This window comes from Burkholderia sp. BCC0097 (genome assembly GCF_902832985.1).
Taxonomy (GTDB): Bacteria; Pseudomonadota; Gammaproteobacteria; order Burkholderiales; family Burkholderiaceae; genus Burkholderia; species Burkholderia orbicola.
On sequence record NZ_CADFDM010000002.1, the window covers coordinates 339,392 to 364,495 of the forward strand.

Sequence of the window (25,104 nt, forward strand, 5' to 3'; positions counted from 1 at the left end):
TCGTCGCACGCCGCAACTCATCGAACATCCACCGCCCGTGCCGGAACCGTTGCCGCGACCAAAGTCGCGCCCCCCATTCTAGGCAACCACGCAAACGCGATCGTAACCAGCGTGACGCCGACGACGAGCATCGGCACCACCATCGGCCATGCGCCGGACTGATAGCGCGGATCGGTGAAAACCGCCGCCGTCTGCCCCACGCTGAAAGCGAAGAACATCATGATGAAGCCGGACCAGGACACTGCGCGGCCGGCAAGATGAGGCAGACCGCTGACCGCGCCTGCCTGCCCGCATGGCTGATGGATTCCGTGCCCGAGACAATACACGCCGTGCCCGACGAGCAGCGGCCAGATGCTGCCGGGAAGCAGCGCGCAGCCCAATGCCTGGATCACCGCGCCCGACAGGCTCAACGTCGCGCCTTGCCGCACCGTTCGCAGCATGCTTTGACGTCGCAGCAAGTGCCGGCAACCAACGGTACTGAGGACATAGACAAGCGTACCGCTCGCCGGTATCCAGCCGTACCGCTGGGGCGAGATGCCGAGCTGCCGAATGTAAATCGTGGGAGAAAGCAACAGAAAGCAGAACATGCCGGTGTACGTCGACGCGGCCAGCAGCGTCCATACCCTGAACGGGGCATTGCCGAATATCTCGCGCACGTCCCCGGTCGAGTTCCGGCCCGGCGCGATTCCGGCGGCGCTTTCCTCGAAGCCGTACCAGCACATGACGAGCAAGCCGAACGCATACAGGCTCATCCCCGCGAGTACCCATCGCCAGCCCGCGTGTTGCGTGACATACGCGCCGAGAATCGGGGCAAGGAACGCCATCATCCCCATTCCCATGAAACCGCGTGCCATCACGTACGGGCCGTCGCCGGCCGAATACCGGTCGCGCACCGTCGCACGCGCGCATACCAGGATCGCGGCCATCGCAAAGCCCTGCATCGCACGCGCGGCCACCAGCATCGCGGCGCTCGACGCGAGCGCCGCCGCCAGTGCGCTCAGCGCATAGAGCGCCAGGCCGGTCAGCAACACGGGACGACGACCGATGCGGTCGGAAAGACCGCCCATCGGCAATTGTCCGACACCGAATATCAATGCGAAAACCGTGAGACTGATGCTGGCGGAGCCCAGCGTCGCGGCGATTTCAGGCAGGGCCGGCAAGTAACTGTCGGTCGCCACCGGCTGGGCCGCCAGCAGCAGCGGCAACATGAGCGCGAAGTTCAGGCGAGCAGGGCGCGTGGTGTCCGGCATGACGGTGTTCGGCACGGTATCGGGCGTGGACGGAGGACGGCGGTAATGCAAGGTGGCTCGGCGAAGCTCGTTCGTATGGACGCGCCCGCCGAGTCTACCGGATCACGCTCGCCGACACTGTCGCGAGCGATGCCTTGGCGCATCGGGATCGCCTGCATGCCGATCCCCATCGCGTGTTCAGTCGAACGGCACGGCCAACCGGTCGATCACGGCGCTGGTCGCGGGCCGTACGCCGCGCCACCATGCGAACGCCTCGGCCGCCTGCTCGACCAGCATGCCGACACCATCCGCGATCCCGTGCACGCCCGCGTTTTTCGCGAGCCGGAGAAACGGCGTGAGCCGCTTGCCATAGGCGAGTTCGTAGGCGGTTCCCTTCGGACTGAACACGCTCGGCGGGACAGGCGGCAGATCGCCGGTCAAACTGGCCGACGTCGCGTTGACGACCAGGTCGAAACGTCCCATCCGCGCGAGGTCCGCGTAGCTGCCGGCAACCAGAGGGCCGCGTCCGGCGACCTGCGCGGCCAGCGCGCGCGCCTTGTCGACGTCGCGATTCGCGATCACGAGTTCCGCCGGGCCGGCTTCGAGAAACGGCAACAGCGCGCCGCGCGCCGCGCCGCCCGCCCCGAGCACCAGCACGCGCTTGCCGGCCATCGGCAGATTGAGGTTCGCCTCGATATCGCGAACCAGCCCGATGCCGTCGAAGTTGTCCGCCAGGATGCGGCCGCCGTCGAACTTGAGCGCGTTGGCCGCGCCCGCGAGCTGCGCCCGCTCGCTGCGTTCGTCGGACATCGCGAATGCGTCGAGCTTGAACGGCGCGGTGACGTTGATGCCCTTGCCGCCGCCATCGAAAAATGCCCGCACCGCGGCAGCAAAAGCGCCTGCCGGCTCGAGCGGGCCCTCGATCGCCGTATAGCGGAGGTCCTGCTGCGTCTCTTGCGCGAAGAGGCCGTGAATCAGCGGGGACTTCGTATGCCCGATCGGATTGCCGATCACCGCGTATTGGTCGGTCATCATTGGCTCACTTTTGAATAGAGGACGCCGTCGGCCTGCATCGCGTCGATTTCGGCCGCATCGAACCCGAGGGACCGCGCGATTTCCGCGTTGTGCTGCCCGAGATCGGGCGCGACCTCGCGAATCGTCGTATCGCAATCGGAAAACCGGAACGGCAGGTTGGGCAGGCGCAGCGTCCCGTAGCGTGGATGCTGTTGCTCGACGACCATGCCTCTGGCCTGGATCTGCGGATCGTTCAACACCTCGTCGATGCGCTGCACCTTCGCGCACGGCACGTCGATGCCGTCCAGCAGGTCCAGTACCGACGCGACGGAACGCGCGGCCACCCATGGCTCGACCACCGACAGGATCTCCGCGCGATGCGCATTGCGCCCGGTGCTGTCGTGAAACCGGGTGTCCGCACCGAAGCCAGCGGGGCCGCCGTGCGCTTCGATCAGTTGTGCAAAGCGCTTCCACGCGTCGTCGACCTGCGCGGCGATCACGAGATCGCCGTCCGCGGCACGGAACACGCCATAGAGCGTCGACGTCGGCATGTCGTGCCCGGTCTGCTCGGGCAGCACGCCCTTCAGCGTGTAGCACTGCACCGCGTATTCGTGCATCGACACCAGCGTGTCGTACAGCGCCATGTCGACGTGTTGCCCGCGGCCGCTCTTCACGCGCCCCAGCAGCGCGGCGTTGATCGCCGCGACCGCATGAATGCCGGTGTACATGTCACCGAGCGAAATACGCAGCAGCGGCGGGCGCTCGCCCGGCGTGCCGACCATCTGCATGATTCCGCTCTTCGCTTCGGCGATCAGCCCGAAGCCTGCGCGATGCGCATCGGGACCGGTGTGACCGTACGCCGAAATCGAGCAGTAGACGAGGCCCGGATTGCGCGCCGACAGTTCTTCATAGCCGAGCCCGAGCTTGTCCAGCGCGCCCGGCCGATAGTTCTCGATGAAGACGTCGGCGGAGTCGCACAGCCGCTGCATGAACGCCTTGCCGCGCGCGTCCTTCATGTTCACGCTCACGCCGCGCTTGCCCATGTTGAGCTGCAGGAAGTAGCCGCTTTGCTGGTCGTCGAGCACGGTCGCGTGCTGACGTCCGGCGTCGCCGGCGCCGGGGCGTTCGACCTTGATGACTTCGGCGCCGAGCGCCGCGAGACAGCGGCCGACATACGGGCCGGCGAGGAAATGGCTGTAGTCGACGACGCGAATGCCTTCGAGGGGACGTGCCTGCATCACAGTGCCTCCGGGCGCCGCGGCACCATCAGGCGATGTTCGCCGCGTTGAACGACCTCACCGTCCTGATTGATCAGTTCCGACGGCAGCACGACGATGCCCCAGTCCGGGCGGCTCTTGCTGGCCCGCATCGAACCAACGCGGAACGTCACGTGCAGCACGTCGCCGACCTTGATCGGAAGCAGAAAATCCCAGGTCCAGCCGAGCGACATGCCCGGCAGGAAGCGATAGTCGCTCTGGGTCTTCAGGCCGTCGGCCACGGACAGGCCGAACAGCCCGTGCGCGACGAGGCAGCCGAAATGGCTGGCGTTCGCGTATTCCTCGTCCACATGAACGGGCGTGTGGTCGCCGGTGAGGTCCGCATACGCGAGAATGCGTTCCTTGGTCACGACGTAGGTCGGGCTCGTGCAGGTGTCACCCTCGCGGGCGTCGTCCCAGTATTTCTCGACGATCGTCATGGTCATGCCTCCGCGCGCGGGTTGATCGCCAGCGCCTGTGCGACGCAGGAAGCCGGCCGGGCCTGAATCAGTTCGACGGCAAGCCCGTCGGGCAGGCGAATCCAGTTGCGCCCCTGCGGCATCTCCGTCACGTCGAATCGCTGCGCCGCGGCGAGCGCCGCTTCCAGGTCTTCGCACATCACGCCGAGATGCGCGAGCCGGCCTTCCGGGCCGTCGTGTTCCGGCGCGTGGATGAACTGCATGCCGCCGAGCGTCCAGTACTGCCGCGGCGCGTCGAGCGGGCCGTCCACTTCGCGCAGCGTCATGCCGAGCACGTCCTCGAAGAAACGGATGTGCCAGCGGATGTCCTTCACCCAGATCGCGACGTGTTCGAGATAGGCTTTCGTGGCGCTCATGCGGCGGCCTCCTCGCGTTGGCGATCGGCCATCGCGCGCTCCAGCCCCTTGATGCAGGCGACGAGCGTGGCATTGACCGGGGTCGGCACGCCGTAGCGCTGCCCGGCGCGCACGACCGAACCGTTGATGAAGTCGATCTCGGTGATCGAGCCTTTCTCCAGGCTTTGCAGCATCGACGTCTTGAAGGCGGCGGGCAGCCCCTCGGCGGCAAGGGTCCAGGCCTGTTCGGGATCGGTCATCGACAGCTTGACGCCGGCCGCCTGCGCCGCCGCGATCGCTTCGGCGACCGCCGCGAGCGACGTCGACTTCAGCAGCGGCTCATCGTAGAGCTGTCCGTAGGTGAGGCCGGTGAGGCCGGTCAGCGCGCCCGTCGCGACATTCACCAGCAGCTTGTCCCACATCGTGCCGACAATGTTGTCGCTGATCGTCGTGGCGAGGCCGGCGGTATCGAACGCGGCGGCGATCGCCTGCACGCGCGGCGTGATGCGGCCGTCGAGCTCGCCGATGTAGGTGCTTTTGCCGATCACGCCGGATTCGATATGACCCGGCCCGCGCAGCACGCCGCCGACGTAGGTCTTGCCCGCGAGGACGCGCTCGCGGCCGACTGCGTCGCTCAGGATCTCCTCGTGGCCGAGGCCGTTCTGCAGCGACAGCACGACGCTGTCGGGCCCGACTAGCGACAGGGCGCCGCGGATCGCGGCGTCGGTGTGGAACGATTTGACCAGCACCACGACCACGTCGGCCACGCCGACTTCGGCCGCTTGCGTCGTCGCGTGCACGCGTACCTGCCGGGTGCCGCGGGCGTCGTCGACCCGCAGGCCGTCGCGACGCATCGCATCGACGTGTGCGGGCGAGCGGTCGATCAACCAGGTTTCGTGACCGCCTTCGGTGAGGGTGGCGCCGATCGCACAACCCAGTGCGCCGGCTCCCAGAATCGCGATTTTCAATGGTGTCTCCTTGACGTATGGCCTCACGATAGGAGCCGCCGCTCATGCCGACAATGCAATGAGTACAATGACGTCATTGCCATGGACAATAATGTGACAATGCCCGCCGATCTGCCGGACCTGAAGCTGCTTCAGCTATTCGATCTCCTGTACGACGTGCGCAGCGTCACGCGCGTCGCCGAGCAGCTCGGCCAGAGCCAGCCGACCGTCAGCATCTGGCTCGGGCATTTGCGGGAACACCTGCACGATCCGCTGTTCATTCGCACGCCCGGCGGCATGGCGCCGACCCCTCAGGCCGACGCGCTGATCGGGCCCTGCCGGGAAATTCTCGAATCGCTGCGGCGCTTCACTGCGTGGGAGATCGCGTTCGATCCCGCAACGGCCCAGCGACGGTTTCGCATCTGCATGACCGACGCGAGCCACGTCACGCTGCTGCCGCGGCTGCTGGCCCATGTCCGGGCGCAGGCGCCGGGCGTCCGGCTGGAAGCGGCACGGATCGACGGCAATACGGAGCGGGCGCTCGAATCCGGCGAAGCCGATCTCGCGATCGGCTACGTGCCGTGGCTGGGCGGCGGCATTTATCAGCAGAAGCTGTATGACCAGGACTGGATTTGTCTGGTGAATCGGCATCACCCGCGGATTCGCGGCCGGCTTGGGGCCAAGCAGTACCGGTCGGAAGGGCATGTCGCCATCACGGCGGGAACCGGCGCGCAACTGCTCGAACAGGCGCTGCGGCAGGCGCGCATCGAGCGAGACGTGGTGCTGGAATTGCCGGGCTTTCTGGGGCTGGGGGCGATCGTTCAGACGACCGACCTGATTACGACGCTACCGCGTCATATCGGCGAGACGCTGGCCCAGGCCGGCGATCTGGCGGTTCACGCATGTCCGATCCCGGTCGAAGGCTTCGCGGTTCGGCAGCATTGGCACGCGCGCTATCACCACGAGGCCGGCAACCGGTGGCTGCGCGGCGTCGTAATTCGACTGTTCGGTGCTTCGCATTGACCTGCGGCTTGGGCGTTTGCGATGGCGGCCGGAGCGTTCGCGATTGCGGTACGTCGACTTCCGGTCTGGCCGAGCTTGCAATCTGGTTACCGATAGACGATCTGCGCGGCGAGGTCATGCTTGATCGACCTGGCCATGCTTCGGAATTCGCGGTATTCGCCCGGCCGCATGCCAGTTTTCCACGCGTTCACGTTGCCCGGTTACCGCTGCGCAGTTCGAGCAAACGTAGTCGAGAGAATTCGCGGCACGTCGTGCGTTCGCGGATACCAAACCGGTGCGGCATCACGGCAACGGGCAATTTCCCCGGAATGTGCGGAAGGCACGACGCATGACGGGAACATTGGGCCGGATCACCCCTCGGAAGCACCCCATCCTTGGCTGCTGACATCTGCCAGTGCGTCGAACACGGCCGGCGAGCGTTCCAGGCGCGCGACCGTGCGGGCGCCTTCGAGCGCGGCGACCAACGCGGCCGCGGCCGAGGATGCGCGCGCGGCAGCGAAACCGCACCCCCTGAAATGCGCCGCAATCACCTCGGTCGAATCGGCAAACCCCCGCGCCACCCGCTTGGTCAGCTCGGCGTCGAGCGCGGGCAGTTCGTTTGCCAGGTTTTGCATGAGACACCCGTACTGGAAATCCGTGGCGACCATTTCGGCCGCAAATGCGCTGAAGATCTGGCGAACAAAATTCAGCGCATGACCGGTCGTATCAGCCGAGATGTTCCGCAAGACGGCAATTCGATGGGAGACGTAATTGTCGATTGCTTCCTCGGCGAGTTGAGCCTTGCCGCGAGGAAAGTGAAAGTAGAACGACCCTTTGGGCGCGCCGCTTTCTTCCAGGATCTGGGTCAGTCCGGTCGCCGTGTAGCCCTGGATGCGAAACAGCCGTTCGGCCGTGGCAATCGCGCGAGCGCGCGCGTCAGTCTTGCGTGTCATGCCGGAAAAGTACCACGTTCCGCTTGACCGGTCTATGGCGATCGCTATACTATGGTGATCACCATATTTTGGAGTTCGACGATGCCCCTCGACAAGCGCAAGCCATCGGCGCCGCGACGAACCGTCCTGGCGATGGGCGCCGCCGGCCTGGTTGCCGCCTTGCTTCGTCCTGCCCGCGCAACCCCGACAGGAGAAGGTGATTTGGCCACGCCGACATACGGTGCAGGGACGCTTCCGAAAGGAGTGCGCTCGCGCATGATCCACGGGGTGAACGGCCTCGATGTCCATATTCTCGAGGCCGGTCATGACAGCGCCGGCCGGCCGCTCGCGTTGCTTTTGCACGGTTTTCCGGATCTGGCCTACGGCTGGCGGCATCTCATGCCCATTCTGGCCGACGCGGGATACCACGTCGTGGCACCCGACCAGCGCGGTTATGGACGCACCACCGGTTGGGCGAACGACTATGACGCCCCGCTCGGGCCCTTCAGCCTCCTGAATATGGCGCGCGATGCCCTCGGCCTGGTGTCAGCGTTGGGGTATCGGCATACGTCGATGCTGGTTGGGCACGACCTCGGCTCGCCCGTGGCGGCGTATTGCGCGCTGGCGCGACCGGACGTCTTTCCGTCAGTGGTGCTGATGAGTGCGCCGTTCCCCGGTCCGCCGGCGCTACCATTCGACACGGCACGAAGTGAGCCATCGTCAGCTCAACCGAACAGTGAAAGTCGAAAGTTGGCGGCGGCGCTTGCCGCGCTCGATCCACCGAGAGCGTATTACCAGCAATACCTGTGCACACGGAACGCCAACCGGGACATGTGGCACCCGCCCCAGGGTCTATCAGCGTTTCTGCGTGCATTTTTCCACGTGAAGAGCGCCGACTGGCCGGGCAACAAGCCGCATCCGCTGAAGGCGCTCACGGCTTCGGAACTGGCGCAAATGCCCACGTACTACGTGATGGATCTCGGCAAGACGATGCCCGAAACCGTCGCGCCATTCCAGCCGTCCGCCGCCGAAATCCTTGGCTGCACATGGCTTACCGACGCGGAACTGGGCGTGTACGTGGCGGAGTATGGCCGCACCGGGTTTCAAGGCGCGCTTCAGGCTTATCGTGTCTTGTCCGATCCCGACCTGAACGCCGAGTTGCGCCTGTTTTCGGGCAGAACGATCGACGTTCCGTCGCTCTTCATTGGCGGCAAGCGCGATTGGGGCACCTATTCGGCGCCGGGCGCGCTCGATCTGATGAGAACGAAGGCGGCGACGAGCATACGCGGCATCGAGCTGATCGACGGCGCAGGTCACTGGATCCAGCAGGAGCAACCGCGCAAACTCGGCGAGCTGCTGCTTGCCTTCGCGAAGGCGTGAAGCGGGGCGGTGTTGGTCCAGTCGTGACGACAGCGTCCGGCTTCGCCGCCCGCGGTCGGGGAGCCGCGTCCCGATGCTGAAGGGCGTCTCGATGTCGGCGAGTCGAGCTGGATGTCACACAGTTACAAGATAGTCGTTGACGCGACAGGCGCCTGCCGTTAGTGTATGCACCGAAGTCCAAGAAGTCCGATTGCTGTTCATCAATTGCTGCTGCTCCTCGGCGGTATTCGTTGTCCTCTCCCTCCTTGACGCTTCACGCGCTCTTCATCAGAGCAATTCTCCGTATTTTTTCTCAAGGAATCTTCATGGATACCGGTATCGTCAAGTGGTTCAACGACAGCAAAGGCTTTGGCTTCATTACTCCGGACAAGGGCGGCGACGACCTGTTCGCTCACTTCTCCGAAATTCGTGCCGACGGCTTCAAGACGCTGGCTGAAAATCAAAAAGTGAGCTTCGAAACGAAGCAAGGCCCGAAGGGTCTGCAAGCGGCCAACATCAAGCCGCTGTAAAGTTTGGAGGGCCCGGCCTCCGACGACGGACGCCGGGTCGCAGCGACATCCCAACGGAGCTTCACCTCCCCAAGTTGGCGCGATCGCCTTGAGCTGCATCGAGTGATTCAGCTAGCCGAGCGCCACACGTCTCGTTGCACTTCATTCCCCTCCGGCCGCAACGCCTTATTTTCGCTTTCCGACTGCGTCAGATTCAGTCCGCAATGGCTTTGAATCGGTGTGCCCATGCGCATTTCGCACGGCACGCGCGCACTCGAACATCATTAAAATTAAAATGCATAACAAACGAATTCAACAATACAACGGCTATGCCGTCCAACCCTCGGCGCATCGCTTGCCCGACGGTAGCTTTTCATCCAACCTCCTGCTCGAACGCGCCGATAGCATGCACAACGAAGGCCGCTATCAGTTCTATTCGCTCGATTACTTCACGAGCGAGGCACAAGCGCTCGCGCATTCGGCACGCTGGGCGCGCAACTGGGTCGATTCGCGCGGCTAACGGCAACGCCCTGCGGGCGGCGGAGGCGGCGCGATCCGATTCGAGCTCCGTCGCTTCGGCGCCATTCCGTCGCGGGCCGGTGCGGACGAACGACCACGGTGGCTGAGGACGGAAACGCACATCAGGTCGAAATCGCGAGGTGTCGATGGAATACGACGCCTTTCGCGATCGGCGGCAACCGCCTCACGTCCGACAGGCCGTTTCGGCGCCGAACCGGTCGACCACGAATTCAGTAAAGCTGCGAAGCTTCGGCGATTGCTGCCTCTCCTGAAGATAAAGCAGATTCATCTCCCGTTCGGGGCCGGCGAAGTCCGGCATGATCTCGACGAGGCGCTTCTCGCGAATGTCGTCGCGTATCAAGATGGAAGGAAGCATCGCGATGCCCAGCCCTCTCAATGCCGCCCGGCGCAACGCGTCCGCATTATCAATTTTCAGTCTGCCGTCCACGGACAGGCTCATCGGCCCATCCGGCCCTTCCAGCGTCCATTGAGTTTGCGCCGCATGCCATTCCGATCGGGGCGGATACGCATACGTCAGGCAATGATGCTCGCCTAGCGCGTGCGGCGTAGCCGGCGCGCCATGTTCGTGAACGTAAGCGGGCGACGCACACAGCACCAGTCGATATGGCGCCAGCGGACGCGCCACCACATCGGGATTGGCGAGCGTGCCGATGCGAATGGCCGCCTCGAAGCCTTCGTCGAACAGATCGGCGAGCGAGTCGGTTGCGACGATATCGAGCTTGATCTCCGGGTAGCGCCGGTAATAGTCCGCGAGCGCGGGAATCAGGCACTCGGTCGTAAACACGACAGGCGCGGTCACGCGCAAACGCCCTCGTGGCTGCTTGAGGTGAGCGAGCGCGAGCTGTTCCGTGTCGTCGACCAGACCGAGGATTTCGACGCATCGCTCGTAGTAAGCGTGGCCGAACGCGCTGACCTTCTGCTTGCGGGTCGTGCGGTGAACGAGCACCGCGCCCAGCCGGCTCTCCAGCGCCTGAAGGTAGTTGCCGACCATGGTCGGCGACAGATCGGCCGCCTGCGCGGCCGCCGTCAGGCTACCCGTTTCCACGATACGGACGAATACGGCCATCGCCTTGAGGAGGTCCATTGCGCAATCGTACTGGATTCTGTTTCAAGGTGATGCGCGTTTATCGGCCACCGGTTTGGAAATACAGTGCGATAGACGAGCGAAAGGAGAGCAGATATGCCGTATGAACTCACGACGTTGTCGTGTCCGCTTCTGGACCAGGACAGGGTGTCCCGCCATGCGCATCGCTGGGTATCGGATGCCGGCGCGCAAGGGCGGCTGCTTGGCGCATGGCGCACGGAAATCGGTGAGCTATCGCGGATTGTCGTGCTGCGTGGCTTCGAGACGATGGATGAATTGCAGCATGAACGCGATCGGGCATTGCGCGCCGCGCGACCTTTCGGCATTGAAAGCGCGTCCGTTCGATTGGCCATGGAAAGCCATGCACTTTTTCCTTTTCTACCCGACATCGAACCGGGTGCATTCGGCGGCTTTTACGAGATTCGTCGTTACTGGCTGAGAGCCGGCGGTATCGCGCCGACCATGGCCGCGTGGGAACGTGCGGTGGGCCCGGCCAAGGCCTATACGTCGCATCTCGTCTGCAACATGTACGCGCTCGATGGGCCGCCGCGCATCACGCACATCTGGGGATTCTCGAGTCTGGAAGAACGCATGGCGTTGAGAAAGCGGCACTACGCCGAGGGTCTGTGGCCGCCGGCAGGCGGGCCGGAACAGATCGAAAGGGCGACGTCGACGATCGGCTTGCCGGAGACGTGGTCGCCGTTGCGTTGAATGCACCGTTCGCGCTGGATGTCACGTATTTTCCGCTCGGGTGATCGGGGCTTGTGTCAACAGGACCTAGCCGCGCGTGATCGACCTGGCAAACTCGATGAACTGCTCGACGCAGTTCGACGAGAACGGTTCGGACCACGTAACGACCAATTCAAGAACGTGCGGCCTCGCCAGCGGCACGTAAGCGACGCCCGAGCGTTGCAACGTCGACGTGAAGCCGGGCACGATGGCGACGCCGCGTTCCGCGGCCACCAGCGACACCAGCGTCGTGATCTGCGACGCGGTCGGCCCTGTCCGCGGCGTAACGCCCTCTTGCGCGCACAGATCCTCGAGCGCGGCGTTCAGCGCGGAACCGTAACCCGCGGGAAACGTGACGAAGTCCTCCTTGACCAGTTCACGGAACTCGATCGTCGCCTTGTCCGCGTATTTGCTCCGGGCGGGAACCGCGGCGACGAGCGACTCCCGCGACACGACGAGGGACCGGATGCGCTCCCCGGGTGCCTTCGCCGCTGACCAGCCGAATCCGACGTCCATCGTGCCGTCGGCGATCTGCTGGCGCTGAGTGGCGGTCGATACTTCCCGAAACGCCAGCTCGACTTCCGGCATGCTGCGGCTCGCATTGCGGATGATGTCCGAAAACGCGTCGAACATCGGAATGGAACTCGCATAGCCGATCACGACGCGACCGACCATACCTTGCGCCATCTTGCGCGCCGTTGCCTCCGCCTCGTCGACTGCATGAATGACGCTCCTCGCGTGTTCGAGGAACAGCGCGCCTGCCGGCGTGAGCTGTACCGCACGTGTCGATCGTTCGAACAGCCGGATACCGAGGTCGGCTTCCAGCGCGGCGATATGGCGCGTCAACGGCGGCTGGGCGATACGCAAACGCAACGCCGCGCGTCCGAAGTGCAATTCTTCGGCGACGGTCACGAAATAGCGGAGGCGGCGTAGGTCGAGCATTCTTGTCGTTTCGGTATCAATGGCCACGAAATCAGTATTGGCACGCGTGTCGTCCACTCGTCAGACTGTCACCCACACCAGAGAGGGCGTCACCAGTGGGCAACAGAACCATCCGATTCGCATTTTTCCTGTGCGGCTTCGCGGCTTTTCTCACTCTCTATTCGACGCAGGGCATCCTGCACGAACTCGCCGCGGCCTTCAACGTGAGCGCGGAACGAGCAGGCCAGGGCATCAGCGCCACCACGTTGGCGGTTGCCATTATCGCGCCGTTCGTCGGTGCGCTGGCTGCCCGCTTCGATCGCCGAACGGTGATTTCGTGGGCTGCCGTGGCGTGTGCGCTTCCCGTCGTGTGGTCGGCACACGCGGCGAGCTTCTCATCGTTCCTCGCCGCCCGCTTTGCGGCGGGCATGCTGATGCCGTTCATCTTCGCGATCTCGATCGCCTGCATCGGCGAGATCTTCAGCCACGACGCGGCGACGGAGGTCAGCGCACTCTTCGTCGCCGGCACGACACTCGGCGGCTTCGCCGGACGCTTCGTGACCAACGTGCTGACGTCCGGGTTCGGCTGGCGTCACGCGCTCGATTTCATCGCGGTCCTGTGTCTCGCAACGGGCCTCGCGATCCACGCGTGCCTGCCGTCGTCCGGTGTCGCGCGTCCGGAAGGCGAGGGAGCGTCGACACCGCGCTGGAAGCTCCTGACGCGCGGCCCGCTGCTGGCCTCGTTTCTGGTCGGCGCATGCGTGCTCGCCTCGCAGGTCGCGACGTTCACCTTCGTCGGACTGCGGCTGGCCCGCGCGCCATTTGGCTTCAATACGGTCGAGATCGGCGCGATCTATGCGGTGTTTCTCGTCGCGGTCGTCGTCACGCCGCTCGCGGGCCGCGTCGCGGCGAAACGCGGCCCGCGCGATCTCGCGCTCGCGGCGACCGGGCTCGCGATGGTCGGTGCATTGGTGACCTTGTCGGGCAGTGTCGTCGCGATCCTGACCGGTCTCGCGCTCAGTTCAACCGCGGTGTTCGTCGAGCAGGCGTCGGCCAATGTGTTCATCTCGCGCGCGGCACCGGGTGCAAGATCGACGGCGATCGGCGTCTACCTGTCCTTCTATTACTTTGGCGGCAGTCTCGGCTCGGTCCTGCCCGTTCCCGCATGGAATCGGTGGGGCTGGGTGGGCTGCGTCGCATTCGTCGTCGTAGCGCAGGCGATCGCAGGCGTGCTCGTGTTTTTCTTCTGGCGCGGGGCGCCTCCCGCCGGCGCAAGCAAACCACGCTCACCTGAAGTCAGGCTGACTCGGTAGTCGACTTCGATTCACGGCGCTCAGCCGCCGCTCCTGCGCCGTTCGCCGCACCGTGCGCTGCCGGCAACGCAACCCGCACATAAAGAAACGCACGCCGCTCGCGATCGGGCAGCACTTGCGGCCCGTAGCTGATCCTGACCGCCCCGTCGTCGATCTCCCCGCCCCGCGCGAAACGCCACGCGCCGGGATCGCTGTCGAGCAGGAATTCGGCGCGCGCATACGCGTGCGGCTCGAACAGCGCTGGGATCGTCACAGTCCTTCCGTCGAGCTTGTCGAGCAACGCTTCGACCACGTTGAAGCCGTAGCCGTCGCGCACGATGTCGCAGATGAAGCTGCCCGCGATGCGCGGATTCAGTTCGATCACGTGCGGCACGCCGTCATGCACGATGCAGTCGAGATGCACGGGCCCCCACGTGAGCCCGGCGGCGGCCGTCGCACGCGTGCCGACGTCGATCAGCGCGCGCAGCGTGTCGGCGTCGAGATCGAGTTCCGACGTATACCCGCGCTCGAGAAAACCCGCGCCATGTCGCTTCAGCTTGCGCAGCGCGCCGACGTAGCGGCCGTCGAAATACTCGACGCAATATTCGCTGCCCGCCAGGAATTCCTCGATGACGACGCGTTCGGTCGCAAGCTCGGGTGCGTCGGCTTGCGCGGCGGCGCCGAGCGTGTCGAGCTGCGCGCGCACGGCGGCGATGTCCTCGCAGCGGCGCACGCCGTCGCTCGCGGAGCCTTCCGACGGCTTGACGACGACCGGGAAGCGCAACGGGGCAGCAGCCGCCGCGAGCGCAGCCGGCGCGGCCAGCGTACCCGCGACGAACTGCGCGGCCGGGATGCCGTGCTCGGCGAACAGCGCCTTCTGGTTCGACTTCGACACCGCATACGCGACATGCCGCGCATCGGGGCCGGCCAACCCGAGCGCGTCGGCGACCCATGCCGCGGTGCGCGCATAGGTATCGTGCGCGGTCGTCACGCGCAGCGTGTCGAGTTCGTCCGGAAAGCGCGCGCGCAGCCAGCCGGCGAGCTGGCCGGCGTCGGGCGCGAGGTTGACCGTCTCGACGCCGTCGGGAAACACGCCGTCGAGACGATGCCCGGGCGCGGTGATGACGGTCACGGTCGCCTGGCGTGCGAGGGCGGCGCGTACCAGCGCGATGCTGCTGCCGGTGGCGCGTGCGCCGATCACGATGAGTCGCTTCATGAGGAATCCTTGATCGAGGGCGGAAGAGGGAAACCGGCTAGCGTGCGCGCCGGCGCAGACGCTGCGCCTCGAGGCGCGGCAGCAGATGCTGGACGACGCGCGGCAGCGTATAGATCGGCAACTGCGCGCACGCGAACACGAGCGCCATGGTCGGTGTCGCGGCCAGCCCGAGCGCGGCCCACATCAACCCGACATTGCGATTGGCGACGATCAGCGCGACGTTCAGGCGTGTGCGGACGTCGCCGGGCGTGAGCCCGTACGCGACGATCTGAAAACCCGCGTTGACGACGAATGCGAGGGCGATCGCGGCCAACGCGCGGTGCGGTGCGTCGATGATCGACTGCTGCATGCCGGCCATCGTGCCGAGCGCGAATATGAGCAGCGCGACGACGACGATGGCGTCGATCGGCGTCGCATGGCGTGCGAGCCGTGCGCCCGCAAAGCGCCGCACGAGCAGCGCGACGCCCTCGGCGCTGCCGATCAGCAGCGCGAGCCGCAGCGCGAGGCTCGTCGGCGAGATCGACACCGCCGCGTCGTGGCTGAACCAGGCGGTCAGCAGCGGCGCGGTCAGCGGCACGAACACCATCGACGCGAGGGTCGCGACGAGCGCGACACTGGCGTCGAGCGACAGCATCCGCGCGATCGTCGACGTGCCGCTCGACGGCGGCGCGCAGTAGGCGATCACCAGTGCCACGACCCAGTCGTACGGCAGGCCGGCGAGCCGCGCGGCGACGCCGAGCGCGACCGGGCACGCGATCATCGTCATCGCGGGCAGCAGCAGCGACACCGCGGGCCGTCGCGCGACCGCGCGCACGGCGCTCGGCTCGACGCGCAGCAGCGTGCCGAGCACGAACACGAACACGGTAACGGGCATCAGCGGCCGCGCGAGCGCCGCGAGCGGCGGCACCAGCAGCCCGAGGCCGACGCCGCATGCGAGCACGGTCGGGCCGCGCCGCACCAGCGCGGCGATCAATGCGCGCACGGACGAACCTCGGGCGGGCGGCGAACGGGCGTGAAGCCGGAGCAGGCAGCGGATGGCATGCGGATTCCTCGGAACATGCCCTAGGCTAATCCGGATGATGGGCGAAGTAAAATGATATAAACTGAATCGGTAACAAGAGAAATCGATATGAACATCCCTCTGCTCGAAACTTTCCGGGCCGTCGTGCAGGAAGGCAGCGCGTTGCGTGCGGCCGAACGGCTCGGCTGCACGCAATCGAACGTCACGGCGCGGCTGCGTCAGCTCGAGGAGTCGCTGGACGCGCCGCTGTTCGACCGGCACGGCAAGCGGCTGGTGCTGAACGATGCCGGGCGCCGGCTGATTCCGTATTGCGACCGCATTCTGCGCCTCGTCGACGAGGCGACGCAGGTGGTGCGCGAAACGCCGGTTGCGCGCAGCTTCCGGCTCGGCTCGATGGAAAGCACGGCCGCCACGCGGCTGCCGGCGCTGGCCGCCGCGCTGAAGGAACGCGATCCGGCGCTCGGCCTCGCGGTGCAGATCGGCAGCGAGCCGGATCTGGCCGAGGCGCTGCTGCGCGGCCGGATCGATGCGGCGCTGACCGCACGGGCAGTGGTTCGGCCCGGGTTGCGTTACGAGCCCGCATTCGCGGAAGACATGGTGCTGGTGAGCGCGGCGACCGTCACGCGCCGGCAGCTGCTGGCCGACAACGCGGTGCGCTTGCTCGCGTTTCACGATGGCTGCCCATATCGCGCGGTCGCGGAGCATTGGCTGAAGGCGCGCGGCATCGCGATCGAATCGGTGTCGTCGTTCGGCACGTTCGGCGCGATCCTCGGCTGCGTGGCGGCCGGGATGGGCGTCGCGATCCTGCCGAAGCGGATCACGACCGAACACGTGGCGCGCAAGGAACTGCGCACGCATGCGTTCGACGATCTCGACAGCGTGACCACTTACCTCGTCACGCCCGACGAAGCGCCTGCCTTGCCCGAACTCGACGCGTTGCGCGCGGTGCTCGGCCGGCAGGCGGGGGCGTTGCTCGCGCGCTGATACACGCATGACGCGGCTCTAGGCCGGCGCAACCGCGCCTTCGTCCGCGAAGAAATCGGCCTCGATCTCGCGAATCCGCCGGCAATCCTCGAGCAGGCGCTCGAAGGTCGGACTGTACAGGCCGACCGTGCCGAGCGCGGTTTGCAGGTCGGTGGTCACGCGCAGCGTGTCGCCGACCTTGATCCACTGCTTGAGCCCGACGAACGACGGCAGCGCCCGGATCGCCTGCCACGTGAAATCCTGCCGCAGTACGCCGTTGCGCGACGACAGCAGCAGCACGTGCCCGCAGTACCCGCGAAAATCCGTCGGCGCGGCGACGTCGCCGAACAGCCTCTCCGGATGCAGCACCGCTTCGACGGCGGCCGACACGTGATTCTCGCCGCTGACCGCACTCGTGAGCCGCGGATCGAGGCTGCCGTGCAGCCGGGCGTTCAGCTCGACGATCGTCGGACCGTCGGCCGTATCGAACAGCTCCAGGTGGGTCGGCCCGAAACGCACGTCGAGCGCGTCGAGCACATCGGCCGCGTAGTCGAGCAGCGGGGCGTAGCGCGGGTCGGCATGGTTCAGCACCAGCATCTTGTCGAGCCGCGGCGCATGCGTGCGGTCGCGATGCACTTCCCACAGGCTGACCACGCGGTGCCGGCCTTCGAACGATACCGAATCGACGATGTACTCCTGCCCCTCGGAATAGCTCTGGATCACGATGTCGTCGTTCGGCTGGTTGTACAGCGAACGGGTGGCCAGCACGTCGCGCGCGGCGGCCTCGACCTGCTCGAGCGTCCGGCAGATCTTCACGCCGGCCACGCCCGCGCTGCGCGCCGGCTTCACGACGAGCGGCAGCGTGCCGTGCGCGCGCGCCCAATCGAGTGCCTCATCGACCGACGTGCTGTGAAAGTGCGCCGGCGCGCGCAGCCCGGCCTGGCGAATGCGTTCGTTCATCGCGAACTTGTCGCGTCGCGCGGCGGAGCTCGAGAGCGGGTTGCGAGACGGCACGTCGAGCCGCTCGGCCAGCGTGTCGGCCAGCTCCAGCGCCGCGTCGAGGCCGTGCAGCACCGCGCCGATCCGCAGATCGCTCAACTGCGCGAGTGTCGCGTCGATGTCGCCGCGATGCTGGACCTGGCGGATATAGTCGGACGGCACGAACTGGTTCCGGTAGATTTCCGGCAGATCGGGGTCGCTGATCACATGCGCGCAACGGATGCCGTATGCGCGAAACGCGGGGGCCAGGTAAGCGGCGGTCGACGCGCCGTCGACGATCAGGACGGTATCGATGAAGCGATGCTGCATGGATTCCTCGCTCGGATGGGGATCGGTTGAAGGATGTCGGGCGACGGCTCGCTCAGGCCTGCGTGCCGGTACCGGATGCGTCGCGGGGCCAGCGTACGGCCAGCACGACACTGATCGCGACGAGCACGGCCGCGATGGCAAACGCACGCGCCGCACCGGCCGTGATTGCCGCGCCCTGGCCGGCGACCAGCGCGCCGAGTGCCGCGACGCCGATCGCGGCGCCCACCTGGCGCGCGGTATTGAGGATTGCGGACGCGGTGCCCGAGCGGCCGGCTTCGACGCTGCCGAGCATCGTGGACGTCAGCGCGGGAATCGCGATGCCGCCGCCGATCGCCATTGCCGCGAGCCCGGGCGCCAGCAGCAGGTACGGCGTGTGCGCGGCGAGCGTCTGCCATAGCCACAGGTAGCCGGCGAGCGAGACGGCGAGGCCGACGATGACGGTCGCGCGGAAGCCGTAGCGCACCGCGAGCCGCGCGCTTGCAATGTTGGCGAGCATGATGATCGTGAGCGGCGCGAGCGCGAGCCCCGATTCGGTCGCCGTGAAGCCGCGCGCGTTCTGGAAATAGACGCTGAGCGAGAAGATCAGCCCGTAGAACGCCGCATTCGTGACCGCGCCGATCGCTAGCACGCCCGGCACGCGGGGGACCTGGAACAACGCGAGCTGCAGCATCGGCGCGGCCACGCGCCGTTCGATCGCGACGAACAACGCGCCGAGTACGGCCGACGCGATCAGCGCGCCGGCCGCATACGGGTCACCCAACCCATGCGCGCCGGCCCGGATGATCCCGCCCGTCAGCAGCCCGAGCACGAGCACCGCGACGAACTGGCCGGCCGGATCGAACAGCCGCGTGCGCGCGGCGGCCGAATCCCGCACGTGGCGCAGCGTGAGCCACAGCCCGAGCGCGCAGATCGGCAGGTTGATGAAGAAGATCGCTCGCCAGCCGAGCGAATCGATCAGCAGGCCGCCGAGCGTCGGCCCGGCCGCGCTGATCGCGCCGCCCGTCGCGCTCCACCACGCGACGGCTTTCACGCGGGCGGCGGCATCGTTGGCGCAGGCATGCGTGATGAGCGCGAGCGACGTGGGCAGGATCATCGCGGCGCCGACGCCTTGCGCGACCCGCGCGGCGACCAGCGCGGCCAGCGACGGCGCGAGCGCGCAGCCGAGCGATGCGAGCAGGAACAGCGCAAGGCCGTACGCGAACAGCCGGCGGCTGCCGAAGCGATCGGCCAGCGTGCCGGACGTCAGCAGCAGCGCGGCGAACGACAGCGTGTACGCATCGACGATCCACTGCAGCCCGTGGATGCTCGATCCGAACGCGTGGCCGAGGCTCGGAATCGCGACGTTGAGGACGGTCACGTCGAGCTGGACGATCGCGAAGCCGAGGCTCGCGGCCGCGACGGTCGGGAAGATCGCGCGCAGCGACGTGCGGGGCGAATCAGGGGCGGTGGTCGGCACGCGGTCGACGCGGTCGAGCGTCGGGGCACGGTCGCTCATCGCGGCTCCCGGGGCGTGCTGCAAGTATGCGGCGGCAGGCGGTATCGATTCATCGGGCGGGTTTCCGTATGGCGGATGAAGGAAGCCGGCTGCCCGTCGGGCGCTGGCCGCATCGTCGAATCCGACAGAAAACTAGCATCGACCCGTTGGCGAATACAAATAATAAGCAGCGATTTTTTAACAAGTATTCGTGTTAAGGGATGGCGCAAGGGACGTGAACCGGTTCCGCGCGGATTGCTGAACTTATATCGATAATTTTTGTTTGCAATCGAATTAATATCATTTCGCAATGCAATGACGGTCTCCTAGTCTTGTCGAGCGCTTCGCCCCGAGGACGGCGGAGCGCGGCGGTGTGCCACGCCGCTCTTCGAACCAGATCTTTATACGAGAGACCTATGACCTATCTCGCAGATGCACGCATCGCTTTGACGGCAGCGGAATCCGCTCACATTCGCCAGGCGCTCGGTGCGCTGGCTTACGACCCGGCCGGCGGCGCAGGCTATATCAGCGCAGTCCGCAAGCTGGCCTACAACGCGTTTCCCGACCGGATCGTCGACGCATTCGATCGTGCCAAGGCGCCGACCGCGGACGCGCACGGCTCGATCGAGATCGACAACCTGCCGATCGACGACGACGTAAAGGGCAGCCCGCGGTTCGAGGAAACCGGCCGCTCGTTCAAGGCCGGCGTGCTGAGCGAGAACGTGCTGGTCGCGTTGAGCACGCTGGCCGGCGAACCCTACTCGATCGCACACGAGGGCCGCGAACTGGTGAACAACCTGACGCCGCACAAGGCGACCGCGCGCGACTACACGGGCCTCGGCTCGGAGGTCGAGCTCGACTTTCATATCGAGAACGCCGCGCAGGCGCACATGCCGGAAGGCGACACGTCACCGTTCGCGCTGCTGCTGCTCGGCGTGCGCAGCGAGGCCGGCGGCGGCCCGTACACGCGGCTCGCCGATGCGCGCCGCGCGCTGCAACTGCTGTCGCCGGACGATATCGCGCAACTCTACGGCGAGCACTACATCATCCGTGTGCCGTACCGGTGGCGCGGCGCGGCGCCCACGCCGCGCGACAACACCGACCTGAGCGCCGTGCTGTCGGGGCCGCTCGATGCGCCGCGCGTGACGGTCGCGTTCTATCCGGACATGGTGCTGGCGGTCAACACGCGCGCGCAAGAGGCGCTGGCCAACCTGTATCGCGCGGTGCGCGAGGTGTCGTTCGGCGTGCAGGTATCGCCGGGCAAGCTGGTGCTGATCAACAATCACTTCACGCTGCATTCGCGCGACCGCTTCGATCCGCAGTACGACGAGAACGACCGCGCGTTACGCTGGGTGCAGCGCGTGTTCGTCGCGCGCAGCCTGTGGAATTTCCGCGCGTTCACGCCGCTGCAGGCGCGTGTGTTCGACCCGAAGGCGCTGTATGCAGGCGAGTCGGCGCAGGCGAGGCAGCCGTCGCCCGTCGTGCAACCGGCGCCGCGACGTGCGGCCGCGGTCGAACTCGAAGCGACGCCTGCGTGATCGATCCGGCTGGGTAGCGACCGGCGCCGGCCGTTGCCGACCCGCTGCCCGCCCTCGCTCCAAGCATCCTCGAATAAAAACAGGATTCCACAACACATGAGCAGAACCGCCTTTGCCGTTACACGCATTGCCCGCTTGCTGGCCGCCACGCTGATCGCCGGGAGCGCCGTCGCCGCGCATGCCGCATCGTTCGACCTGAGCCCCGAGCAGCCGGCCCGGCAGCGGGCCACCGTGAACCCGGCCGTCGAGCAGGCGCTGCCGGCCGGCTTCCGGTTCGCCGAAGCGAACACGCTGACGATCGGCATCGCGCCGAACCTGCCGCCGCTCAGCACCTATGCGACCGACGCACGCACGGTGGTCGGCTTCGATCCCGATTTCGCGCAACTGATCGCGGACAGCGTCGGCCGCAAGCTGAAGCTCGTGCCGCTCGCGTGGGCCGACTGGCCGCTTGCGCTGCAGTCCGGCAAGGTCGATGCGGTGATCTCGAACGTGACGGTGACCGAGCAGCGCAAGGAGAAGTTCGATTTCTCGACTTACCGGAAGGACCAGCTCGGCTTCTACGTGAAGACCGGCAGCAAGCTGGCTGAGATCCGCGAGCCGAAGGACGTCGCTGGGCTGCGCGTCGTGACCGATTCGGGCACGAACCAGGAAAAGATCCTGCTCGAATGGAACCGGCAGAACGTCGCGCGCGGCCTCGCGCCGGTCGAGATCCAGTATTACGCGGATGCGGCCGAGCGCTGGGTCGCGCTGCAGTCGGGCCGGGTCGACACGATCTTCAGCGTGAATTCGATGCTCGCGTACCAGGCGTCGCTGCGCGGCGATGCGAAACTGATCGGCACCGTCAGCGGCGGCTGGCCGCGCACCGCGGATATCGCGATCACGACCCGCAAGGGCAGCGGCCTCGCCGATCCGCTGACGCTCGCGATCAATGCGCTGATCGCGAACGGCAGCTACCGGAAGGCGCTCGATCACTGGCAACTGGATGCCGAGGCGATCGATCGTTCGCAGACCAATCCGCCGGGGCTGCCGCGCACCTGACGACGGCGCATGACGAGACGCGAGCGAGCGGCCGCTGTTTGGCTGCAGCGTGAACTGGCGGTGCGATCCGGCTACGGTTTGACGCCGGGCGGTTTCGTGGCCGGCCGGCCGCCCGCGATCTCGATCGTCGTCTCCCAGCGGAAGTAGCCCGATACCGCACCGTCGCGATCGAGCACGGCGAAATCGGCCGTGCACGTGGTGGTGCCCGGAGCCAGCACCTCGCTGTGCCAGAAATGGTCTTTCATCGGCCGACACGACGGATGCAGCAGGTTATCGCCGTCCGGCACCGGCGTGGCGGCGTCGCGGATTTCCGCTTCGATCGGCGCGACGATGCCCGCATCCTTCAGCGCGAACCGGATGAACAGCACGGTGACCTCCGCACGCAGCGCGAGCGCGGTTTCGCGCAGATGAAGCTGGTCGCCCGGCGACAGGCCGGCGAAGAGCCGGTTGTCGTTGTGGCCGACCTGCCCGGCGTCGCCGGGGCTCAACACGTAGATGTGCCGACCGTCGATCACGGTCGGCGCGTCGGCGTCCCGGCTCGCATCGGGGTAGGCCGACAGCAGCGTGACGGCGTCGACGATCGCGAGCGCATCGCAACGAACACCAGACATGAGCACCTCCTCCGCAACAAGGGAGCGGTGCGGGCAGCCGTCGGGCGGCCGCCCGCATGCCGCGATCAGTTATGGATCGAGATGAACGGGTCCCACGAGAAGCAACCCTGGCTCTGGCAATTGCGATCGATGATCTGGAACTGGAAGTGGTAGGTCACGCGGCCGACCTTCAGGCATTCCGACGACCAGTAGTAGTTCGCGACCTTCTGACACGTCGGCACTTCCGGCTTGCTGGTGTTCGGCACCGGGATCGACGCTTCCGCGACCCGCGGCGTCGGCGTCGAGATCAGGTCGTTGCCGACGTTGCCGATGAACTTGTAGAACACCACCTGGTTTTCGAAGCCCAGCGACAGGCTCGTTTCGCGCCAGCGAATCAGGTCGCCGACCTGCGCCTTCAGGTCGAGCTCGCCGCCCGCCTGCCCGGAAATGACGTTGTCCTGGTTGGTCACCATGTAGACGTAGCGCCAGTCGATCAGCGTCGGCGCCGCCGGATTCTTGCTGGGATTCGGATATTTTTTGAGAATGGTTTCGGTATCGAACGAAACGAGCACATCGGTAACGCGTGACATAGAAGCTCCCGTTTTAAGTAATGGGACTTATCGTTGCGCGAATTGCTTCGTGCGGCCGCCATCGCCTTGTGCTGCAAGGCTTTTAGCCGGTATCGACACATTCAGCAGCGACGGCGAATGCAGATTATCCCGTTTGGTTAAACGTGGAAGCTGTAAAGGTAAACAGGTCGATAAAATGATTTATCGAGTTAATTTTAAAATCGGAATCAATCGATTGGATGCGTGACATGAATATCACGACATTGAATCTGTTAATTGATTGATCGATGATGGGCGGGGACGGAAGAAGGGGCGCTTACCGGTAGGTCCAGAGCCGGTGCAGCACGAACGTCGTCGGCGGGATCAGCAGGGCGATCGCGACGACGCCCATTGCCCGCGACGCATCCAGCGCCTCGGCGGCGCGCGCGATGAGCATCGTTTCGACGAACCCGGCGAGCGTGACCGCGAGAAAGCGTATCGCGTTGCGGGTGCGCACCGTCGACGAGAAGCTCCACAGCGTATTCGCCAGGTACGAGAATGCGGTGGCGCAGAGGAATGCGAGCGCGTTCGCGGTCACCGGCGCCGCATCGAGGCGCGCGAACAGCGCCGTCGCGACCAGCACATGGATCGCGGTCGAGCAGAGCCCGGACACGCCGAAACGCACGAGCCGCGTGCGCTCGGCCTGGAGCAGCGTGCTCATGGCGGGCGCGGGTCAGCGCGCGCCGATGCGCGCCCGGACCGGTTGCGCGCGCCGGCGAGCCGGCTGTCGGCGTGCGTCGCGCGCGACCGGCAGTTCGATCACCTTGCCGTGCGCCTGGTAGCGGCGGCGGATCAGGTAGACGGGCCGTTGCTTCGATTCGTCGTAGATCCGCCCGACGTATTCGCCGACGACGCCGATTCCGATCAGCTCGATGCCGCCGATGAACAGCGTGACCGAGATCAGCGACGCGTAGCCGAGCACCGGGTTGCCGAACAGCAGCGTGCGCAGGATGATGAACGCGCCGTACACGAACGCGAGCGCCGCGATGCCGACGCCGATGTAGGTCCAGCTGCGCAGCGGCACGGTGCTGAAGCTGGTGATGCCTTCCAGCGCGAAATTCCACAGCTTCCAGCCGGAGAATTTCGAGTGCCCGGCGCTGCGCGGGTCGCGCTGGTATTCGACGATCACGGTCTTGTAGCCGACCCACGCGAACAGCCCTTTCATGAAGCGGTGCCGCTCGGGCAGGTTGCGCAGCGCGTTCACGACCTTGCGGTCCATCAACCGGAAATCGCCGACGTTCTCCGGCAGCTTCACGTCCGAGAGCACGTTGTGCACGCGGTAGTAGAGCGCGGCGGCGGTGCGCTTCGCGAACGAATCGCACGCACGGTTGCTGCGTTTCGCCGCGACCACCTCCGCGCCGTCGCGCCAGTGTTCGATCATCACCGGGATCAGGCTCGGCGGGTCTTGCAGGTCGGCGTCGAGCGGGATCACCGCATCGCCGGCGGCTTCGTCGAGGCCGGCCGTCAGCGCGGCCTCCTTGCCGAAGTTGCGGGTCAGGTCGATCACGCGCACGCGCCGCTCGGCGGCGCCGATCCGGACCAGGCGTTCCAGCGTGTCGTCGCGGCTGCCGTCGTTCACGCAGACGATCTCGAAGCGGATCGCGTCGATCGCGCTCAGCAACGGAATCACGACGTCGAAGAAGCGTTCGACGGCTTCGCCTTCGTTGTAGAACGGCACGACCAGCGAGACGAGCGGCGTGTAGATGGATTCCCGCATGAT

26 protein-coding genes are annotated in these 25,104 nt (G+C 66.1%); 9 read left to right on the forward strand and 17 right to left on the reverse strand.

Going from position 1 to position 25,104, the window contains the following annotated elements; translation table 11 throughout:
- Positions 1–17: 17 nt before the first annotated feature.
- The 6 genes from HWX07_RS06775 to HWX07_RS06800 form a co-directional block, all read right to left on the reverse strand.
- Positions 18–1,250: an MFS transporter gene (locus HWX07_RS06775; protein ID WP_175875699.1), complete on the reverse strand. Its 1,233-nt coding sequence runs from the start codon at positions 1,248–1,250 to the stop codon at positions 18–20.
- Between the two features lie 177 nt (positions 1,251–1,427).
- Positions 1,428–2,261 carry a shikimate dehydrogenase gene (gene aroE, locus HWX07_RS06780; protein ID WP_124548553.1) on the reverse strand — a complete coding sequence of 278 codons (834 nt, stop codon included), beginning with the start codon at positions 2,259–2,261 and terminating at the stop codon, positions 1,428–1,430.
- Positions 2,261–3,481 (reverse strand): CoA transferase, encoded by a 1,221-nt coding sequence (locus HWX07_RS06785; protein WP_175875700.1) that lies wholly within the window; start codon positions 3,479–3,481, stop codon positions 2,261–2,263. Before HWX07_RS06785 ends, aroE begins: the two co-directional genes overlap by 1 nt.
- Positions 3,481–3,939, reverse strand: coding sequence for a MaoC family dehydratase (locus HWX07_RS06790; RefSeq protein WP_175876147.1), 459 nt, complete (start codon positions 3,937–3,939; stop codon positions 3,481–3,483). Before HWX07_RS06790 ends, HWX07_RS06785 begins: the two co-directional genes overlap by 1 nt.
- A gap of 2 nt (positions 3,940–3,941) precedes the next feature.
- Positions 3,942–4,334, reverse strand: a complete 393-nt coding sequence (locus tag HWX07_RS06795; RefSeq protein WP_012336917.1) for a VOC family protein — start codon at positions 4,332–4,334, stop codon at positions 3,942–3,944.
- Positions 4,331–5,281: a 2-dehydropantoate 2-reductase gene (locus tag HWX07_RS06800; protein ID WP_175875701.1), complete on the reverse strand. Its 951-nt coding sequence runs from the start codon at positions 5,279–5,281 to the stop codon at positions 4,331–4,333. Before HWX07_RS06800 ends, HWX07_RS06795 begins: the two co-directional genes overlap by 4 nt.
- Before the next feature lie 81 nt (positions 5,282–5,362).
- Between HWX07_RS06800 and HWX07_RS06805 the strand changes: the two genes are divergently transcribed.
- Positions 5,363–6,283, forward strand: a complete 921-nt coding sequence (locus tag HWX07_RS06805) for a LysR family transcriptional regulator (protein ID WP_175876148.1) — start codon at positions 5,363–5,365, stop codon at positions 6,281–6,283.
- 350 nt (positions 6,284–6,633) lie between these two features.
- Here HWX07_RS06805 and HWX07_RS06810 read toward each other — a convergent pair whose 3' ends face one another.
- Positions 6,634–7,215, reverse strand: a complete 582-nt coding sequence (locus tag HWX07_RS06810; RefSeq protein WP_175875702.1) for a TetR/AcrR family transcriptional regulator — start codon at positions 7,213–7,215, stop codon at positions 6,634–6,636.
- A gap of 255 nt (positions 7,216–7,470) precedes the next feature.
- Between HWX07_RS06810 and HWX07_RS06815 the strand changes: the two genes are divergently transcribed.
- The 3 genes from HWX07_RS06815 (at position 7,471) to HWX07_RS06825 (ending at position 9,582) form a co-directional block, all read left to right on the forward strand.
- Positions 7,471–8,574 (forward strand): alpha/beta hydrolase, encoded by a 1,104-nt coding sequence (locus tag HWX07_RS06815; protein WP_175876149.1) that lies wholly within the window; start codon positions 7,471–7,473, stop codon positions 8,572–8,574.
- A 305-nt stretch (positions 8,575–8,879) separates the two neighbouring features.
- Positions 8,880–9,083 carry a cold-shock protein gene (locus HWX07_RS06820; protein ID WP_011549079.1) on the forward strand — a complete coding sequence of 68 codons (204 nt, stop codon included), beginning with the start codon at positions 8,880–8,882 and terminating at the stop codon, positions 9,081–9,083.
- Positions 9,084–9,357: 274 nt separating this feature from the next.
- The gene (locus tag HWX07_RS06825) at positions 9,358–9,582 is read left to right on the forward strand and encodes a hypothetical protein (protein ID WP_012336912.1); all 225 of its coding nucleotides are present in this window, start codon (positions 9,358–9,360) and stop codon (positions 9,580–9,582) included.
- 183 nt (positions 9,583–9,765) lie between these two features.
- Here the strand turns inward: HWX07_RS06825 and HWX07_RS06830 are convergent, their stop codons facing one another.
- Positions 9,766–10,686, reverse strand: a complete 921-nt coding sequence (locus HWX07_RS06830; protein ID WP_175875703.1) for a LysR family transcriptional regulator — start codon at positions 10,684–10,686, stop codon at positions 9,766–9,768.
- A gap of 96 nt (positions 10,687–10,782) precedes the next feature.
- On the opposite strand from HWX07_RS06830, the gene HWX07_RS06835 reads away from it, so the two are divergent.
- Positions 10,783–11,397, forward strand: coding sequence for an NIPSNAP family protein (locus HWX07_RS06835; protein WP_175875704.1), 615 nt, complete (start codon positions 10,783–10,785; stop codon positions 11,395–11,397).
- Between the two features lie 66 nt (positions 11,398–11,463).
- On the opposite strand, the gene HWX07_RS06840 is transcribed toward HWX07_RS06835, so the two are convergent.
- Positions 11,464–12,357, reverse strand: coding sequence for a LysR substrate-binding domain-containing protein (locus tag HWX07_RS06840; RefSeq protein WP_175876150.1), 894 nt, complete (start codon positions 12,355–12,357; stop codon positions 11,464–11,466).
- 95 nt (positions 12,358–12,452) lie between these two features.
- On the opposite strand from HWX07_RS06840, the gene HWX07_RS06845 reads away from it, so the two are divergent.
- The gene (locus tag HWX07_RS06845) at positions 12,453–13,649 is read left to right on the forward strand and encodes an MFS transporter (protein ID WP_175875705.1); all 1,197 of its coding nucleotides are present in this window, start codon (positions 12,453–12,455) and stop codon (positions 13,647–13,649) included.
- On the opposite strand, the gene HWX07_RS06850 is transcribed toward HWX07_RS06845, so the two are convergent.
- Positions 13,633–14,844: an ATP-grasp domain-containing protein gene (locus HWX07_RS06850; RefSeq protein ID WP_175875706.1), complete on the reverse strand. Its 1,212-nt coding sequence runs from the start codon at positions 14,842–14,844 to the stop codon at positions 13,633–13,635. The genes HWX07_RS06845 and HWX07_RS06850 overlap by 17 nt on opposite strands.
- 37 nt (positions 14,845–14,881) lie before the next feature.
- A complete protein-coding gene (locus tag HWX07_RS06855; RefSeq protein ID WP_175875707.1) occupies positions 14,882–15,826 on the reverse strand; it encodes a hypothetical protein in 945 nt (314 codons plus the stop codon).
- A 147-nt stretch (positions 15,827–15,973) separates the two neighbouring features.
- Between HWX07_RS06855 and HWX07_RS06860 the strand changes: the two genes are divergently transcribed.
- Positions 15,974–16,849 (forward strand): LysR substrate-binding domain-containing protein, encoded by an 876-nt coding sequence (locus HWX07_RS06860; protein ID WP_012336905.1) that lies wholly within the window; start codon positions 15,974–15,976, stop codon positions 16,847–16,849.
- A gap of 18 nt (positions 16,850–16,867) precedes the next feature.
- Here HWX07_RS06860 and HWX07_RS06865 read toward each other — a convergent pair whose 3' ends face one another.
- Together HWX07_RS06865 and HWX07_RS06870 are read right to left on the reverse strand one after the other, a co-directional pair.
- Positions 16,868–18,136, reverse strand: a complete 1,269-nt coding sequence (locus tag HWX07_RS06865; RefSeq protein WP_012336904.1) for an ATP-grasp domain-containing protein — start codon at positions 18,134–18,136, stop codon at positions 16,868–16,870.
- A gap of 52 nt (positions 18,137–18,188) precedes the next feature.
- Positions 18,189–19,631 carry an MFS transporter gene (locus HWX07_RS06870; protein WP_175875708.1) on the reverse strand — a complete coding sequence of 481 codons (1,443 nt, stop codon included), beginning with the start codon at positions 19,629–19,631 and terminating at the stop codon, positions 18,189–18,191.
- A 395-nt stretch (positions 19,632–20,026) separates the two neighbouring features.
- On the opposite strand from HWX07_RS06870, the gene HWX07_RS06875 reads away from it, so the two are divergent.
- Positions 20,027–21,148, forward strand: a complete 1,122-nt coding sequence (locus HWX07_RS06875) for a TauD/TfdA family dioxygenase (RefSeq protein WP_175875709.1) — start codon at positions 20,027–20,029, stop codon at positions 21,146–21,148.
- A 96-nt stretch (positions 21,149–21,244) separates the two neighbouring features.
- Positions 21,245–22,186, forward strand: a complete 942-nt coding sequence (locus HWX07_RS06880; protein WP_175875710.1) for an ABC transporter substrate-binding protein — start codon at positions 21,245–21,247, stop codon at positions 22,184–22,186.
- 71 nt (positions 22,187–22,257) lie between these two features.
- On the opposite strand, the gene HWX07_RS06885 is transcribed toward HWX07_RS06880, so the two are convergent.
- The 4 genes from HWX07_RS06885 to HWX07_RS06900 all read right to left on the reverse strand — a co-directional run bounded on the left by HWX07_RS06885 (position 22,258) and on the right by HWX07_RS06900 (position 25,101).
- Positions 22,258–22,797, reverse strand: coding sequence for an AidA/PixA family protein (locus HWX07_RS06885; RefSeq protein ID WP_175875711.1), 540 nt, complete (start codon positions 22,795–22,797; stop codon positions 22,258–22,260).
- A gap of 65 nt (positions 22,798–22,862) precedes the next feature.
- On the reverse strand, positions 22,863–23,366 hold the full coding sequence (locus HWX07_RS06890; RefSeq protein ID WP_006483191.1) for an inclusion body family protein: 504 nt from the start codon (positions 23,364–23,366) through the stop codon (positions 22,863–22,865).
- A gap of 295 nt (positions 23,367–23,661) precedes the next feature.
- The gene (locus HWX07_RS06895; protein WP_175875712.1) at positions 23,662–24,045 is read right to left on the reverse strand and encodes a GtrA family protein; all 384 of its coding nucleotides are present in this window, start codon (positions 24,043–24,045) and stop codon (positions 23,662–23,664) included.
- Positions 24,046–24,057: 12 nt separating this feature from the next.
- Positions 24,058–25,101, reverse strand: a complete 1,044-nt coding sequence (locus tag HWX07_RS06900) for a glycosyltransferase family 2 protein (RefSeq protein ID WP_012336898.1) — start codon at positions 25,099–25,101, stop codon at positions 24,058–24,060.
- Positions 25,102–25,104 lie beyond the last annotated feature (3 nt).